Source organism: Spirosoma humi, from assembly GCF_054776575.1.
This window is the reverse complement of record NZ_BAAHBR010000020.1, coordinates 92,499-107,198: the sequence shown is the minus strand read 5'-3', so window position 1 is coordinate 107,198 and position 14,700 is coordinate 92,499. Positions and strand designations below refer to the sequence as shown.

Genomic DNA, 14,700 nt, shown 5'->3' with positions numbered 1-14,700 from the left:
GGGGACTAGGATTGAGTAGTTAACAGCCAATTGATCGGACGCTGTTAACTATTCGGTTAACCAATGCTGCATTTACTCCTAAGTTTTGTCCTGCCCATACTCGGGTAATTTATCCCACTGACACTAGCAGAGGCCGTCTGGCTCATCGCACTCCTTTACAGGAAACCTACAACATTTAAGAGACTGTCTAAAAATTAGAATCGTCGAATCATACTTCGGATCATGGCCAGTTGGATCATGGCTTCCGACACTTTCGTTGAGCGTTCGTAATCTACACGTAGTCGACGTTGGTGAGTCAGCCAAGCGAAGGTTCGTTCGACCATCCAACGTTTAGGCAAAAGAACAAACATTTTGATACCAAACGGTTTACCAATAATCTGCAAGACCCATTTGTAAGTCCTTTTAACAACTGTTTCAAATTCGCCACCGTAACCTGCATCGGCAAAAATGACGGCTAATCGAGGGAAATTGATGCGTAAATGATACAGTCGAGCCAGTACAAAACCGGCTCCTGGTCGCTCATCAATATCGGCCCGATGAACGACTACGGCCAACAGCAGCCCCAACGTGTCAACGATAATGTGGCGCTTTCGGCCTTTAACGGCCTTGCCTGCGTCGTAGCCTGGTTGTCCACCAACCAAGGTTGTTTTCACACTTTGCGAATCGATGATGGCCGCCGAAGGACTTAATTTTCGGCCTGCCTTAGCACGAATTTTCTCTGGTAATGTATCGTTCAGCTCCTGCCAAATGCCTAATCGCTGGAATTTTCGAAAATAGTAATAAACTGTTTTCCAGGGCGGTAGGTCAGTAGGCATCTGTCGCCAAGGGATACCGCCTTTGACTACATAGAATAAGGCGTTAAATACTTTGCGTAGATCATGTTTGCGCTTTCGTTTGTCGGCTAATAGTTCTTGAATAACTTGCCACTGGGAGTCGGTAAGATTAGTAGGGTACATTGGTGGTTCTTTGTTCCTACAAACTTATTAACTCCTTAATTTATCTAAGTTGTCATTTTTAGACGGTCTCTTATATATTTATGATTACTGTAAAAAAACTAATCCTATTTACATCTCTGCTTTTAGTGAGTGTTGCTATTTATTTTTGGTCTCGTCCACCCATATATAAGCGTCAATTTGTATTCAAAGATTCTGCTAAGGCAGTGCAGGACTCTATGAAACTATTGCGAACTATTTGCGAATCTGTTGATAAAGAGGGATTCTTTAACTGTTACGTCCAATCATGGGATAGCACATTGGTGTTTAGAGGACAAGTACTAGGAAAGGTAAGTAATGTATCGGCCTCTAACCCAGCTTTTAAGAATATGGAAAGGAGGGACGTTATAAGGTTATTGTCAGTAATTAAATTTTTAAATAGAAACCTTGTTTCAGGTGTTTTCCACGATACATCAATAGGCTATTGGCTTTACCCGTATGGCAGTAATTTAGATTACGAAAGTATAAAGTTTATACGTAATATCTATATATGGGGGCAACCCAAAGAAATTTCAAGCCCTTCTTTTAAATACAATTTTACTATTATCGATAGAAAAAAAAATATGGTTTTGGTGGCGCATAATGATTTCGGTAGACCCTTATGGAACCCAAAATAGTTCTGTTATATGAAAGGTATTGATCCTCGAAGTAGTCTGTGAAGGGGCCAGCGAGCCGTTAAAAAGCCGGTTCGATGGGCGATTTATGCCTTGCTAAAGGTAGAGTTGGGGGTAAGGCCAAACTTCACGAATTTACTCGTAGTGCAATAATGTGTCTGTCCGCCAACTCGTTACCTAAATTTTAATCCTCAGCCAATTAAACGTCTGTCTTCTTGCCTTGTCATACGCCCATAGCCAACAGTTGACAGGCATGGATAAACTGACGAAACAGCAACAGATTCGCCACCTCTTCGCCCGGGCGACCTTCGGGGCTACTCCCATTCAACTGGGCGAGGCATCGGGAATGCCAGATAATCGCAAAGCCTTACGGAAAATCGTACGCCAATTATTCGATGACAGTAAGGCTGTAGAAGCACTGCACGTGGTTGAACCAGATGAGAATGAAACGAAAAAACAGCTCAAAGGCTTGGTTCGGGATGGGCAACTCGATAAGGACATGCTGAAAGAACGCATCCGGCTCAATGCCGAAAAGGTGCGTGACCTGAATCTGCAATGGCTCGACCGCATGGCGTCTGGTAAAGCGTCTTTGCGTGAAAAAATGGCCCTGTTCTGGCATGGGCATTTCGCTTGCCGAACGCAGGGCCGCAACCCACTCTTCATGCAGCAGTATGCCAACACGATCCGGCAACATGCGCTGGGTCGGTTCGGCGATTTGCTGATGGCGGTATCGAAAGAGCCAGCCATGTTGCAATTTTTGAACAACCAGCAAAATCGCAGGAACGCCCCCAACGAGAACTTCGCCCGTGAGGTGATGGAACTGTTCACGCTCGGCCGGGGCAACTATTCAGAATATGATATCAAAGATGCAGCCCGGGCGTTCACGGGCTGGCAGTTTACACCCGAAGGACGGTTTGTTTTCCGGAAACAGGTACACGACGAAGGGGATAAAACGATTTTCGGCAAAACCGGCTTATTCACCGGCGACGATGTGATCGCAATGTTGCTGGAGAATACCCAAACGGCGCGCTTCATTACGGCCAAAATTTACCGCTTCTTCGTCAACGAAACCGAAGATAAAAAACAGGTCGATGCGCTGGCGGAGCAGTTCTACAAAAGCGGCTACGATATTGGTGATCTGATGGAGACCATCTTTACGGCAGACTGGTTTTATGACCCCAAAAATAGGGGCGCCCACATTAAGTCGCCGGTGGAGTTGCTGGTTGGACTGCGCCATACGCTGGGTATCCAGTTCGAGCAGCCCCAATCGCAGATTTTTGTGCAGCGCACACTGGGGCAAGTCCTTTTCTACCCACCCAATGTGGCGGGCTGGCCGGGCGGCAAAAACTGGATCGACTCATCGAGCTTACTGTTTCGGATGCAGTTGCCAAACTACGTGTTGAAAGCTACGGAAGTAACAGTACAGCCCAAAGAAGATGGCGACGTAAATACCCAGTTGTTGGCCCGGCGAGGTAATGCCAAGTTCCGAACCAAGGTCAATTGGGCGGACTTCGAGGCTGCCTTTGCCAAAATACCCGATGCCGAATTGACCGATGCGCTTGCCTTAACCTTGTTGCCCCTTCCGCTTCGTCCAGACCAGCATACCTTAATTGATCGTCAGGCTCTCGGATCTCAAACGCGCCCTGAACGTATTCAGGCGTTAACAGCCGCCCTGATGAGCCTGCCGGAGTATCAACTTACTTAATGGCGAATGAGTGAAAACCATCTGGTGTAAAAAGCGCTGGCTACTCAGGCGGTTTTCACTCCGCGTCGGCGGCCCGATTTATTCATTCTTACGCTCTTCAAAACCATGAACCGCAGAAACTTCCTCAAACAATCAGCTTTTACGACGGCGGGCACTATGCTGATTCCGCATTTTCTGAAAGCGTATGAGTCGCAGATGCTTGGCAAAGGGCCAGCGTCGAATGGTAAAATTCTGGTGGTGGTGCAACTGTCGGGTGGAAACGATGGCCTGAATACCGTTGTGCCTTACCGAAACGACATTTATTACCGGGAACGCCCGACCATTGCCATACGAGCCGAGAAAGTCCTTCCATTGAATGACGAAATTGGCTTACATCCCGCAATGGGCCCCCTGAAAGCGTTGTACGACGACGGGCTGATGACGGTGATCAACAATGTGGGCTACCCCAATCCCGATCGGTCGCACTTTCGCTCGATGGACATCTGGCAAACGGCCAGTGATTCGGATAAATACCTCAATACGGGCTGGGTTGGCCGGTATCTGGATGCGTCGTGCAATGGGAAAGCCCAGCAGCCTTTTCGGGCCATTGAAGTAGATGACACCTTGAGTCTGGCCCTGAAAGGCAGTAACCTGAATGGACTGGCGGTGCTGGATCCCAAGAAATTGTACAACCAGACCCGCAGCGGATTCGTAACGGGGCTGAGCCATGAACAGGCTCATAGCCACGGAGCCCACGAACCTGAATCGGTGGCGTACCTCTACAAAACCCTGGCCGAGACGGTGTCGTCGGCCGATTATGTATATGAAAAAGTAAACCGGACCACACGGCCCGTTTCTGCGGCTTCCGCTCCAACTACACTGACAACCTACCCGAATCACGAACTGGGAAACCGGCTCAAAACCGTATCGCAACTCATTCAGTCGGGTATCGAAACCAGCGTGTATTACGTATCCATCAGCGGATTCGACACGCACATCAACCAGCCCGGCCAGCAGGAACGGCTGTTGGGGCAATATGCCGAGGCCGTCGGGGCATTCATGGCCGATCTGAAAACAGCTGGCCGTCAGAAGGATGTCTTGCTGATGACCTTTTCGGAATTTGGCCGACGGGTAAAACAGAACGCCAGTAATGGAACGGACCACGGTACAGCCAACAATGTATTCCTGATCGGTGGAGGGCTACCGGCGCAACGGGTTTTGAACGAAGCGCCAAACCTTGCGAAACTAACCGAAGGTGACCTGACCTATTCGGTCGATTTCCGGCAGATCTACGCAACGCTGCTCCACGATTACCTCGGGGCCGACGATGTAGCGATTTTGGGCCGTAAATTCGATGGACTCAAGATTGTGTGATCGTGCCGTACAGGCTTTTTCTAGGAAGCGGACGCACGGTTTAGCGACCAGGTTGCCGGAACGGGTATACCGCTTCCGGGAAACGTATAAGATTTAGGGCCGGGAGAAAAAATTAGTTGGCATACGGCCAGATTCTGCGGTAAACTCCGTTATTTCGCAGAGAGTCAAATTCATAGTCTTCTGAATGGTAGGTATAATAATGGGTAGCCTCTCCGACCGAAAGGTCATGCAGGAGGCCGCCGACATCTTAACTGAGTTGGGTGTAACATGGGAAATGGATATCGTTTCGGCCCACCGAACTCCCGAGAAAATGGTCGAGTACGCGAAATCAGCCCGGGAACGGGGTATTCGGGTGATTATAGCGGGAGCTGGTGGAGCCGCGCATTTGCCCGGTATGGTGGCTTCACTCACCATATTGCCCGTCATTGGCGTTCCGGTAAAATCCAGTAACTCAATCGATGGCTGGGATTCGGTCTTATCCATTCTTCAGATGCCCGGTGGCGTACCGGTTGCTACGATGGCACTCGATGGCGCACGGAATGCCGGAATCTTGGCTGCACAGATCGTTGGCACGTTCGATGAAACTGTAGCGGCTAATCTGATCAAATTCAAAGAGAGTTTAAAGGAAAAAGTGGCCGAAATGAGTCGCCAGTTATAACTACATCCCAATCTACTATAGTTTACGTTATGGAGGCTGACAACCAATCATCCAATCCGCGCCCTACTGGTAATTCCAGTCTTCCTGCCGTTACCCTTATTGTTTTAGTGGGGCTTATTGCAGCTCTATTGTACATTGGGTACGGCTACGTTACCGATGATACCAACGGCTCCGACGAACTCACCAACGTGGCGCTCGATACGGCTTCGCAACAGCCCATATCGCAGAACGACCCCGAAATGCTGATGGCGCCCGAAGAGAAAGACACGTCGTCTCAACCGGCACCCGTCGACCTGTCGCAGGCTGCACCGCCTGCCGATGCCCCCGAGGCTAATGTCAAAGCCGAAGAAGTGGCCGAAGAAAATCGGGAAACAACCGATGGAAAGCCCGGCCCCGACGAAAAGCTTAAAGAAAAGCCCGTCGCTGAAAAGCCGAAAGAAAAACCCGTTGAGAAAGCCAGCGAGGCCAAGCCCAAAGAGAAACCCAAGCCGGACGTTGCGGCTGAAAAGCCAGCGATCGTTCGGCCAAAGATTAAGCCGGGTGGGGTTTCCAGCAAATATACGGTTGGGGCTGGTGAAACGTTTTACGGTGTAGCGAGTCGCTACAACATGAAAATCAACACCCTGAAAGAACTAAATCCGGGCGTATCGGAAAGTGACATCAAAGCCGGGGTTACGAAGCTGAACGTGAAAGCGATGGCTGTTCATACGGTTGGACCAGGCGACGTGCTGCGGGTAGTAGCTCAGAAATACGGGGTTAGTAAAGAGGCCATCATGCGGGCTAACAAGAAGGACAAAGACATTGCCCTGCGGGGCGAAAAGTTAATTATTCCGTTTCCGGAAAAACAGTAGCGTTTCCAACGCTCGAACACAAAGAGGAGTTGCCGACAAACGAGTTTTAGCGCGTCGGCAACTCCTCTTTATTTTCGCTCGTATACCAGCCCCACCGTAAACCGGAGGTCATTGTTCTGACGGCCGGGCACCACCAGGCTCTCGTAGGCATTAGCTAGCGTTGTGCGCAGGCTGGTGGCCGACGTCAACTTTATCTGAACGCTCAGGCTGGCATTCCAGCGTATGTTGTACTGGCCCAGCGCAGGCTGATAAAAGGCCGTATGGGTAACGGTAACGCGATCATTCGCTAGGGCATATTCACCAAATAGGCGCAGCGAGTTACGGACAATATAGATGTCTTCCAGCTCAATGAAATCCGTATTCTCATTCATGATCACATCGGTAAGGGAGATGTAGGCCCGTTTATGATTGAGAAGCTTGTAGCCGATGCCGCCCGCGACTGTCCAGCGGTTGTTGATCTGCCGGAGGTTGCTTCGTTCATAAGACCCGAACGCCAGATAGTAGAGTCTTTTTTCATACCGATACGTCGTCCGGAAATCGCCAAACCATTCCCGTTCGGCCAGTATACCACTTTGTCTACCATACACAAACGACGGACTGCTCGACAGCTTGAACTGATGGCTCAGCTCATAATCAATGGCACTGGTCAGTTGCAGGAGCGTCCGGTTAACGTTACCCGATGTAACGGTGCCATCGGCCGTAAACCGGTACCGGAAGATATGCGTCTGTGTTGGCGTAGTGGTGTCTTTTTTCGTGAGACCACTACTATCTATTGTCTTTTTGCTGGAGTCTGCCGGGGTTTTCGCCTTTGTACTATCGGGTGTCGTTGTTGATGGACGTAGTGGGTCCGGCTGTTCGACAATTTGCGCGAACGAGACGGTATAAGCCAGAAAAAAGAGGAAAGACAAAAAGAAGAATGGACTGCTTTTCACTGAATGTTGCGTTGTTGAGGCCGCAACTTAGAAAAAAAAGATACATTTGACGGCTGGCCAGACGGCCAATTTATCCAATAGCTAACTGCTCTTAATCCTTTATCATGACTCGCTGGGGAATTCTGGGACCGGGCCGCATTGCCCATAAATTTGCGCAGGATCTACTTACCTTGCCTGACGCTCAGCTGTATGCGGTGGCATCAACCAATTTGCAGCGGGCTGAGGAATTTGCTTCAGTCTATAAGGCACCGCATGCATTCGGATCGTATGAAGAGCTGCTTACGTTGCCTGACCTGGATGTGGTGTATGTGGCTACCCCGCACATCAAACATCACGAAAATGCCCTGATGCTGCTTCGCGGAGGCATCTCTGTTCTAGGCGAAAAACCCTTCGCCATGAATAGCGAACAGGTTCGGGAAATGGTTGATATTGCCCGCGTGAAGGGTGTATTCCTAATGGAAGCCCTCTGGAGCCGATTTATGCCTGGTATCCAAAAAGCTCTGGAACTGGCTCAATCCGGCGCTATCGGGAAGGTCGTCTCGGTGAAAGCCGACTTTGGTTTTAAAGCCCCCTTTTCGCCTGAAGGGCGGCTTTTCGACAAAGCATTAGGGGGCGGGTCGTTACTCGACATTGGCATTTATCCGCTATTTTTAGCATACCTCATACTGGGAAAACCCACCGGTATAAAGGCCGCGGCCATTTTCGGCTCAACCGGCGTGGATGAACAATGTGGTATGGTGCTGACCTATGCTGATGGTCAACTGGCTCTGCTGGACAGCACGTTACAGGCGAAAACGGATTGTGTTGGCCTGATTCAGGGCGAGACTGGCCAAATTCGGATTCACAGCCGATTCCACGAAACGATGGGTATCACCCTCGTCACGGAAAGCGGGGAGTCAACCGAATTTGACTTTACCCGCACCACGCATGGCTACGATTATGAAGCCCGGCACGTGATGCAGTGCGTAAGCGAGGGACGAACCGAAAGCCCGCTCTGGTCACTCGACGATAGCCTGAACCTGATGGCCCTGTTGGATGCCGTGAGGGCCGAAGCGGGAATTGTTTATACGTAATGAACGATTGATAATGGCCTTCAGGCATTGGTGGAAATGGTGGTTTCGGCTAAACTATCCTGCCTCTGTTTACCCAAAATGGAGGCCGGTTTAGGGACACTTTCTTACCTTTGTCATCAATTATTATTCATCATTCATCAGTAGGATGACAGATCGCTATGCCCAGCGCGGAGTTTCCGCCAGTAAAGAAGACGTTCACAACGCTATTGCTCAGCTCGATAAAGGGTTGTTTCCGAAAGCATTCTGCAAAATTGTACCCGATACGCTGGCTGGGGATCCGGCGTATTGCACCATTATGCACGCAGATGGGGCTGGGACAAAATCGGCACTGGCGTATCTGTATTGGCGAGAAACCGGTGATCTGAGCGTTTGGAAAGGTATCGCTCAGGATGCAGTCGTTATGAATACCGACGACCTGATCTGTGCCGGCGCAACGGGTCCTATGCTGCTGTCGTCGACCATTGGTCGTAATAAAAACCTGATTCCGGGGGAGGTCATTGCCGAAATCATCAACGGCACGGAAGACGTGTTGCAGATGCTGCGCGAGCACGGCATCGATATTTACAGTACCGGGGGCGAAACCGCCGATGTCGGCGATTTAGTGAGGACCGTTATCGTAGACAGCACAGTTATTGCCCGGATGCGACGCGATGACGTAATCAGTAACGACCGGATTCAGGCTGGTGATGTTGTCGTTGGCTTAGCGTCGTATGGGCAGGCATCCTACGAAACAGCCTACAATGGGGGGATGGGCAGCAATGGCCTGACTTCAGCCCGGCACGATGTGCTGGCCCATTATCTGGCTAACCGCTACCCGGAAAGCTTCGATCCTGGCATTGACAGATCGCTGATTTATAGTGGGTCGAAAAAGCTAACGGATGTCTTACCGCTTGCTTCTTCCGAAAGTCAAACCACGCAACATACCGTTCCGGCTGATGTAACGGTAGGGCAGCTTATTCTGTCACCTACCCGTACCTACGCACCCGTAGCCAAAGTGCTGTTGGATGAACTCCGGTCGCAGATTCACGGGATGGTGCACTGCTCGGGTGGAGCGCAGACGAAAGTTTTACATTTTGTAGAAAACCTCCACATCATCAAAGACAACCTATTTCCAATCCCACCTTTGTTCCGGCTGATTCAGGCCGAAAGCGGTACGAGCTGGCAGGAAATGTATAAGGTCTTCAACATGGGACACAGGCTGGAGATTTATTTACCCGAGGCAAATGCACAGCGGGTCATTGACATCGCTGGAACATTTGGTATTGATGCTCAGGTAATTGGCCGGGTAGAGTCCTTCGAAGGGAAACGAGTGACTATAGAAAGTGAAGTCGGTAAATTTGTGTACTAGGTTACTTGTTAATTGTATAGATTGCAGGCGAACTGTGTGGTTTCACGCAAATACGCCTGTTTATGAGGAAATTCTTTACTGCCTCTGCACTTATCTGTCTTCTGACCCTGTCGATAGGTTGGGCACAGACAACTCCATTTACGGCCAGCTGGACTTTCGAGGGAACTGATAACGGGACTTCATCGAGTGGGTTAGTGACGGCTTCTACCTTCACCTATTCAGGTGTCAACAAAACATTAAATAAATTCTTTTCAGGTTACGCAGGATTAGGGAACAGTATTCAACACTGGTCAACTACGGGTTGCAACAGTAGCGAGTACGTTGAGTTTTCGGTGCAGCCTCAGGGCACGGCTCAACTTACACTCATGTCGCTATCTTTCGCTTTCTCGCGCTCAGCAGAAGGGCCACAGCAAATTACGGTTCGGTCGAGTGTCGACGGATTTGGGAGCGATCTGTTTTCGGCAGGAACGGGCGAGAATTACCAAATGGCATCAGTACCACTTAATGGAGCTGGCTTTATCAACCAGGCATCGTCTATTGCCTTTCGCATATATGCCTGCAATGCTTCGCAATCGAATGGTACACTCAGACTGGATGAAATCCAGATCAACGCGCTGGTATTGCCAATCACCTTGCTTTCGTTCACCGCCACACCCGAGGGCGACCGTGTTCAATTGGCCTGGTCAACAGCAAGTGAACACAACGCCGACCGCTTCAGGGTAGAACGGAGCTATGACCTGGAGACATACTGGCCGGTTAGTGAAGTTGCAGCCATCGGTACCACAAATGAGCGTCAGTACTATGGTGTGACCGATTTTAACCCTCGCCCTGGGGCAAACTATTACCGATTAAAACAGATTGATACAGACGGTACTCTTCATCTGTCCGAAGTTATATCAACAATCATCCGGGTAAATGAGCCGGTAGTGCGTGTGTACCCTAATCCGGCAAATCCCGGCCGAATTCATGTGCGGCTCTGGAATGCAACTGACGCCGACATACGGCTATTATCATCTTCAGGACAGGTTTTGTCCGGCCGGATTGACCGACAACCCGACGGGGTCGATCTGATTTTTGAACAATCCCTGCCGCCTGGTTTGTACTGGCTCGACGTGATGATAAAAGGCCATCGGCAGACGTTAACCGTGCTGATTCGATAGCCGACCGGCTAATGTGTCAGACAGTGTCTTCGATGTCATACATCAACAGGAGCTGCCCCCGGAACAAAGTACGATCCCGTATATTACGCTAAAGCGATGTGTTGTTCGTTCTGCACGTTAGTTCTATTACGCCACTTTAGGCAGTAATAAAGTAGGTAGTCCCGGCAAGTTGACTTATAAACAATAAACTGCTGATAATAAGGGGTATACTTACTGCATTGGTTAGGGCAAATAGCCAAAACGAAAAAAACGTAAACATCGTTAAGGTAATACACGCCTAAAATGGTTAGCTTGGAAAAAAGTGGCTAATGCAGCGTTCGATCGGCCATAATGTAGATTAACCTTTTGTGGGCGTTTGCTATCTAATCATTGAACATTTAACGGTTTACCAATGAAATCATTTATGAGTTGGTCATTAACTGGGTTGCTGGTTCTGATACTGACTCAATCAGGCGTTGCCCAGAATACAAAAGGGTATAGTCTGGGCGATGCTGTTTCCGACTTTCGGTTGAAAAACGTCGACAGCCGTCAGATTACGCTGGCCGACTACCGGTCGCAGAAAGGGTTGATCGTCGTCTTTATGAGCAACCACTGTCCTTTTTCAAAAGCCTACGAAGAGCGCCTAACAGCGTTGGATCGTAAGTTTTCGTCGCAAGGTTACCCGGTGCTGGCCATCATGCCCAATGACCCCAAGGCCTACGAAGACGACTCGTTTGCGAATATGCAGGTCCGCTCGCGCGAAAAAAACTACTCGTTTGCGTATGCCATGGACGAAACGCAGACTACTGCCCGGGCTTTCGGAGCCACCCGCACACCCGAAGTGTATGTGTTGAAACAGGCCGGCGGTCAGTTTATCCTCGAATACATGGGTGCTATCGACGATAGTCCACAAGACAGTGCCAGCGCACAACGTCGGTATGTCGATGAAGCGGTTGGTAATCTCCTCAACGGACGTCCTGTCCAGTCTCCCATTACTAAACCGATTGGTTGTGCTATAAAGTGGAAGTAAGCAGAGAAAAGCCCCCTAACTAAATTAGTTTGGCAAATGTTTCAGCGTTTTTCTTTCCGACGCTCTGGCTTTTTTTGGCATATCGTTTGCCAGCCGAGTTAATGAAAATCAAACTACACGACGATTATGAAAAAATATCCATTGGTGTTAACCCGAATCAAACATGTTGCTGGTACAATAATGATAGTGTCGTCACTGGCTCTTTTACAGGCTTGTGGCTCCGACAACAAAAATGAGTCCCGGACTGAAGATGCTCTCGAAAAAACGGGGGATGCTATCTCTGCTGACACGAAAGATGCGGCCGCCGATGCTAAAGAGGATATGCGCGAAGCGGGTGACAAAGTAGACGCCAAATCGGACGAAATCGCTGCTGATTTCAAGCGGGAACGAGACGAGGCCGTTGCCAAAATGAAAGTCCAAAAAGACAAGCTGGATGCTAAAATCGATGAATTGAAAGCAAAAGCTGACAAACAGAGCGACAAAGCCAAGGCAGAAACCGAACGTCAAAAAGCTAAACTTGAGGTAGAGCGTAAAGAGCTAGGTGAAGATATTGATAAAGCTCAAAATGCGACTGCCGATGCCTGGAAAGATGTTAAAGCCGGATTTAAGCAGGCAGGTCATGAGATAGGGGACGCCTTCGACAAAGCAGGCGACAAACTGAAGCGGGACGATAACTAGTTATAACAATCGGTCTTGCTGATTACTTATAGGGTGCCGACTTTTAAGAAAGTCGGCACTTTTTTTGTTTATAAACACTGTGGAGCCTTTTCCTCAGTTTTGAGGATAGATATACAGTTACCGCTTGTATTCCAACGGGGAAAATTGTTATTTTGCGGGCTAAATTGACTGTTAAAAGCGAAATGTCTGTCATTAATAAGATCAGAGAACGTTCGGGACTGGCTGTCGGTATTATTGCCGTCAGTTTGATCTTGTTCATTGTAGGTGGTGATTTGCTGGGCGGCCGTAGCTTGCTGTTCGGAGGAAACCAGCAGGAGGTTGGTGAGATTGCAGGTCAATCCATTGACTATCAAGAGTTCAATGCCAAAGTAGATGAGCTTCGGGCCCAGTTCGAGCAACAATCCGGGCGGCCACCCGCTGATCAGGATTTAGCCCAGATTCGGGAGCAGGCCTGGAATCAGATGCTGTTTGACATTGCCTACCAGAAAGAGTTCGATAAATTGGGCCTTACGGTTTCGTCTGAAGAACTTGTCGACATGGTACAGGGCAACAACATCAGCCCAGCCGTTCGTCAGGCGTTTACGAATCCGCAGACGGGCGTTTTCGACAAAAGCTCAATCATCAGCTACCTTAAAGGCTTGAAAAACCTGCCTCCTCAACAGCAGGCTGCCTGGGCGAGCTTCGAAAAGAATCTGGCTTCTGACCGGTTGCGGAGTAAATACGAAGGATTGATGAGCCTATCCGTATTTGCCACAACTGCCGAAGCACAGAAAGAATACCAGGCTCAGAACTCGAAAGCAAATGTGAAAATGCTGTTCGTTCCGTTCTACACAATCAATGATACGACGGTGAAAGTAACGGACGCTCAGTTGCAGGATTACCTGTCGAAGCATAAAGATGAATATCCGGGTACCGATAGCCGTTCAATTCAATATGTGACTTTCTCTGTAGCTCCTTCCAAAGAAGACAGCGCAGCGCTCTATACGCAGATCAAGTCGCTGGCTCGCGGACTGGGAGCGGCTACAAACGATTCAACGTTTGCTCAGCAGAACAGCGATGTTCGTGTACCGCTTTACCTGACGGCCGGTGAAATGCCTGAGCAACTCCGGGCGGCTATTCCTACATTCTCGCCAGGGGGTATCTACGGCCCTTTCCGGGAAGGCAATACGTATTTCATTTACAAATACAGCGGAACCAAGAAAGACACCAGCTTTACGGCCCGCGCCAGCCACATCCTGATTCAAACCAAAGGCCTTGCCGATTCGGCAAAAGCCGATGCCCGTCGCCGGGCGGAAGGTATTCTGAAGCAGATTCAGGGAGGAGCAAGCTTTGAAGCACTGGCCCAAACGAACAGTGACGATGGTTCACGTTCGGTTGGTGGCGACCTAGGTTATTTCAAAAACAACGGTCAAATGGTGAAGCCTTTTGAGACCGCTGTCTTTGGGGCAACATCGGCGGGTTTAATTCCTCGCCTGGTCGAAACCGAATTCGGTTACCACATCATCAAGGTTACGCAACCTAAAACGAATGTACTATACCGTATAGCGGCTATTGGTAAATCAATTACGCCAAGCCAAACCACCCGCGACGAAGCGTTGCGTAAAGCCGATCAGTTTGCATCGGACGTGAATACGAAAGAAGAGTTCGATGCTAAAGTGAAAGAAGACAAATCACTGGTTGTGGCTACGGCTGACCGGATTCCGGAGGGCGCTAATCAAATCAATGCCTTAACGGGTACGGAAGTTCGGCAGATTGTTCGGTGGGCGTTCAACGATAAGACAAACATTAACGATGTTTCAGAACCATTCGAAGTGGGTGATCAGTATGTCATCGCTGTGTTAACTAACAAAACGTCTAAAGATAAAGTCGAAGTTAATGACTACCGGAATGAATTAACGGCTAAAGTTCGCAACGAACTGAAAGGGGAACAGATCATTGCTAAACTGGGAAACACCAGCGGAACGCTGGAAAGTATTGCCCAGAAATTTGGTGCTGGTGCTCTGGTTGAAGTTGTTGATGATGTGAACCTGGCAACGGGCTTCCTGCGGAGTGCCGGTGTTGATCCTGTCGCGTTAGGTAAAGCGTTCGGACAAAAGCCTGGTAAGCATAGCAAGCCATTTATCGGTGAATCAGGAGTACTGATTATCGAAACAGTAGCGCTGACACCAGCCCCCGCCATTGCTGATTATACTATGTATAAAACACAGATTCAGCAGAATAATACATCGCGGATTGGTTTCTACATCAATGAAGCGATTAAAGAAGCTGCCAAAGTTGAAGATCGCCGGGCTAAGTTCTATTAGTCTTTAGTATACATGAGTAAAAAT

At 49.2% G+C, this 14,700-nt stretch carries 13 protein-coding genes; 11 read left to right on the top strand and 2 right to left on the bottom strand.

Annotation, left to right across the window (positions count from 1 at the left end; all coding sequences use genetic code 11):
• Positions 1-194 precede the first annotated feature (194 nt).
• The gene (locus ACYU8Y_RS26915; RefSeq protein WP_460941315.1) at positions 195-956 is read right to left on the bottom strand and encodes an IS5 family transposase; all 762 of its coding nucleotides are present in this window, start codon (positions 954-956) and stop codon (positions 195-197) included.
• Positions 957-1,036: 80 nt separating this feature from the next.
• Between ACYU8Y_RS26915 and ACYU8Y_RS26910 the strand changes: the two genes are divergently transcribed.
• From ACYU8Y_RS26910 to ACYU8Y_RS26890, 5 genes are all read left to right on the top strand, one after another.
• The gene (locus ACYU8Y_RS26910) at positions 1,037-1,609 is read left to right on the top strand and encodes a hypothetical protein (RefSeq protein WP_460941314.1); all 573 of its coding nucleotides are present in this window, start codon (positions 1,037-1,039) and stop codon (positions 1,607-1,609) included.
• A gap of 250 nt (positions 1,610-1,859) precedes the next feature.
• On the top strand, positions 1,860-3,311 hold the full coding sequence (locus ACYU8Y_RS26905) for a DUF1800 domain-containing protein (protein ID WP_460941312.1): 1,452 nt from the start codon (positions 1,860-1,862) through the stop codon (positions 3,309-3,311).
• Between the two features lie 105 nt (positions 3,312-3,416).
• Complete coding sequence (locus ACYU8Y_RS26900; protein WP_460941311.1) at positions 3,417-4,664, top strand: DUF1501 domain-containing protein; 1,248 nt, start codon at positions 3,417-3,419, stop codon at positions 4,662-4,664.
• A gap of 184 nt (positions 4,665-4,848) precedes the next feature.
• Positions 4,849-5,322 (top strand): 5-(carboxyamino)imidazole ribonucleotide mutase, encoded by a 474-nt coding sequence (gene purE / locus ACYU8Y_RS26895; RefSeq protein ID WP_460941310.1) that lies wholly within the window; start codon positions 4,849-4,851, stop codon positions 5,320-5,322.
• 29 nt (positions 5,323-5,351) lie between these two features.
• Positions 5,352-6,173 (top strand): LysM peptidoglycan-binding domain-containing protein, encoded by an 822-nt coding sequence (locus ACYU8Y_RS26890; protein ID WP_460941309.1) that lies wholly within the window; start codon positions 5,352-5,354, stop codon positions 6,171-6,173.
• A 68-nt stretch (positions 6,174-6,241) separates the two neighbouring features.
• On the opposite strand, the gene ACYU8Y_RS26885 is transcribed toward ACYU8Y_RS26890, so the two are convergent.
• Positions 6,242-7,105, bottom strand: a complete 864-nt coding sequence (locus tag ACYU8Y_RS26885) for a DUF481 domain-containing protein (RefSeq protein ID WP_460941308.1) — start codon at positions 7,103-7,105, stop codon at positions 6,242-6,244.
• A 104-nt stretch (positions 7,106-7,209) separates the two neighbouring features.
• Between ACYU8Y_RS26885 and ACYU8Y_RS26880 the strand changes: the two genes are divergently transcribed.
• The 6 genes from ACYU8Y_RS26880 to ACYU8Y_RS26855 all read left to right on the top strand — a co-directional run bounded on the left by ACYU8Y_RS26880 (position 7,210) and on the right by ACYU8Y_RS26855 (position 14,676).
• Positions 7,210-8,178 (top strand): Gfo/Idh/MocA family protein, encoded by a 969-nt coding sequence (locus ACYU8Y_RS26880; RefSeq protein ID WP_460941307.1) that lies wholly within the window; start codon positions 7,210-7,212, stop codon positions 8,176-8,178.
• A gap of 145 nt (positions 8,179-8,323) precedes the next feature.
• Positions 8,324-9,526: an AIR synthase related protein gene (locus ACYU8Y_RS26875; protein ID WP_460941306.1), complete on the top strand. Its 1,203-nt coding sequence runs from the start codon at positions 8,324-8,326 to the stop codon at positions 9,524-9,526.
• Positions 9,527-9,588: 62 nt separating this feature from the next.
• Positions 9,589-10,686, top strand: a complete 1,098-nt coding sequence (locus ACYU8Y_RS26870; protein WP_460941305.1) for a T9SS type A sorting domain-containing protein — start codon at positions 9,589-9,591, stop codon at positions 10,684-10,686.
• A 403-nt stretch (positions 10,687-11,089) separates the two neighbouring features.
• Positions 11,090-11,695 carry a thioredoxin family protein gene (locus ACYU8Y_RS26865; protein WP_460941304.1) on the top strand — a complete coding sequence of 202 codons (606 nt, stop codon included), beginning with the start codon at positions 11,090-11,092 and terminating at the stop codon, positions 11,693-11,695.
• Positions 11,696-11,821: 126 nt separating this feature from the next.
• Complete coding sequence (locus ACYU8Y_RS26860) at positions 11,822-12,373, top strand: sll1863 family stress response protein (protein WP_460941303.1); 552 nt, start codon at positions 11,822-11,824, stop codon at positions 12,371-12,373.
• 182 nt (positions 12,374-12,555) lie between these two features.
• Positions 12,556-14,676, top strand: coding sequence for a peptidylprolyl isomerase (locus ACYU8Y_RS26855; RefSeq protein ID WP_460941302.1), 2,121 nt, complete (start codon positions 12,556-12,558; stop codon positions 14,674-14,676).
• Positions 14,677-14,700 lie beyond the last annotated feature (24 nt).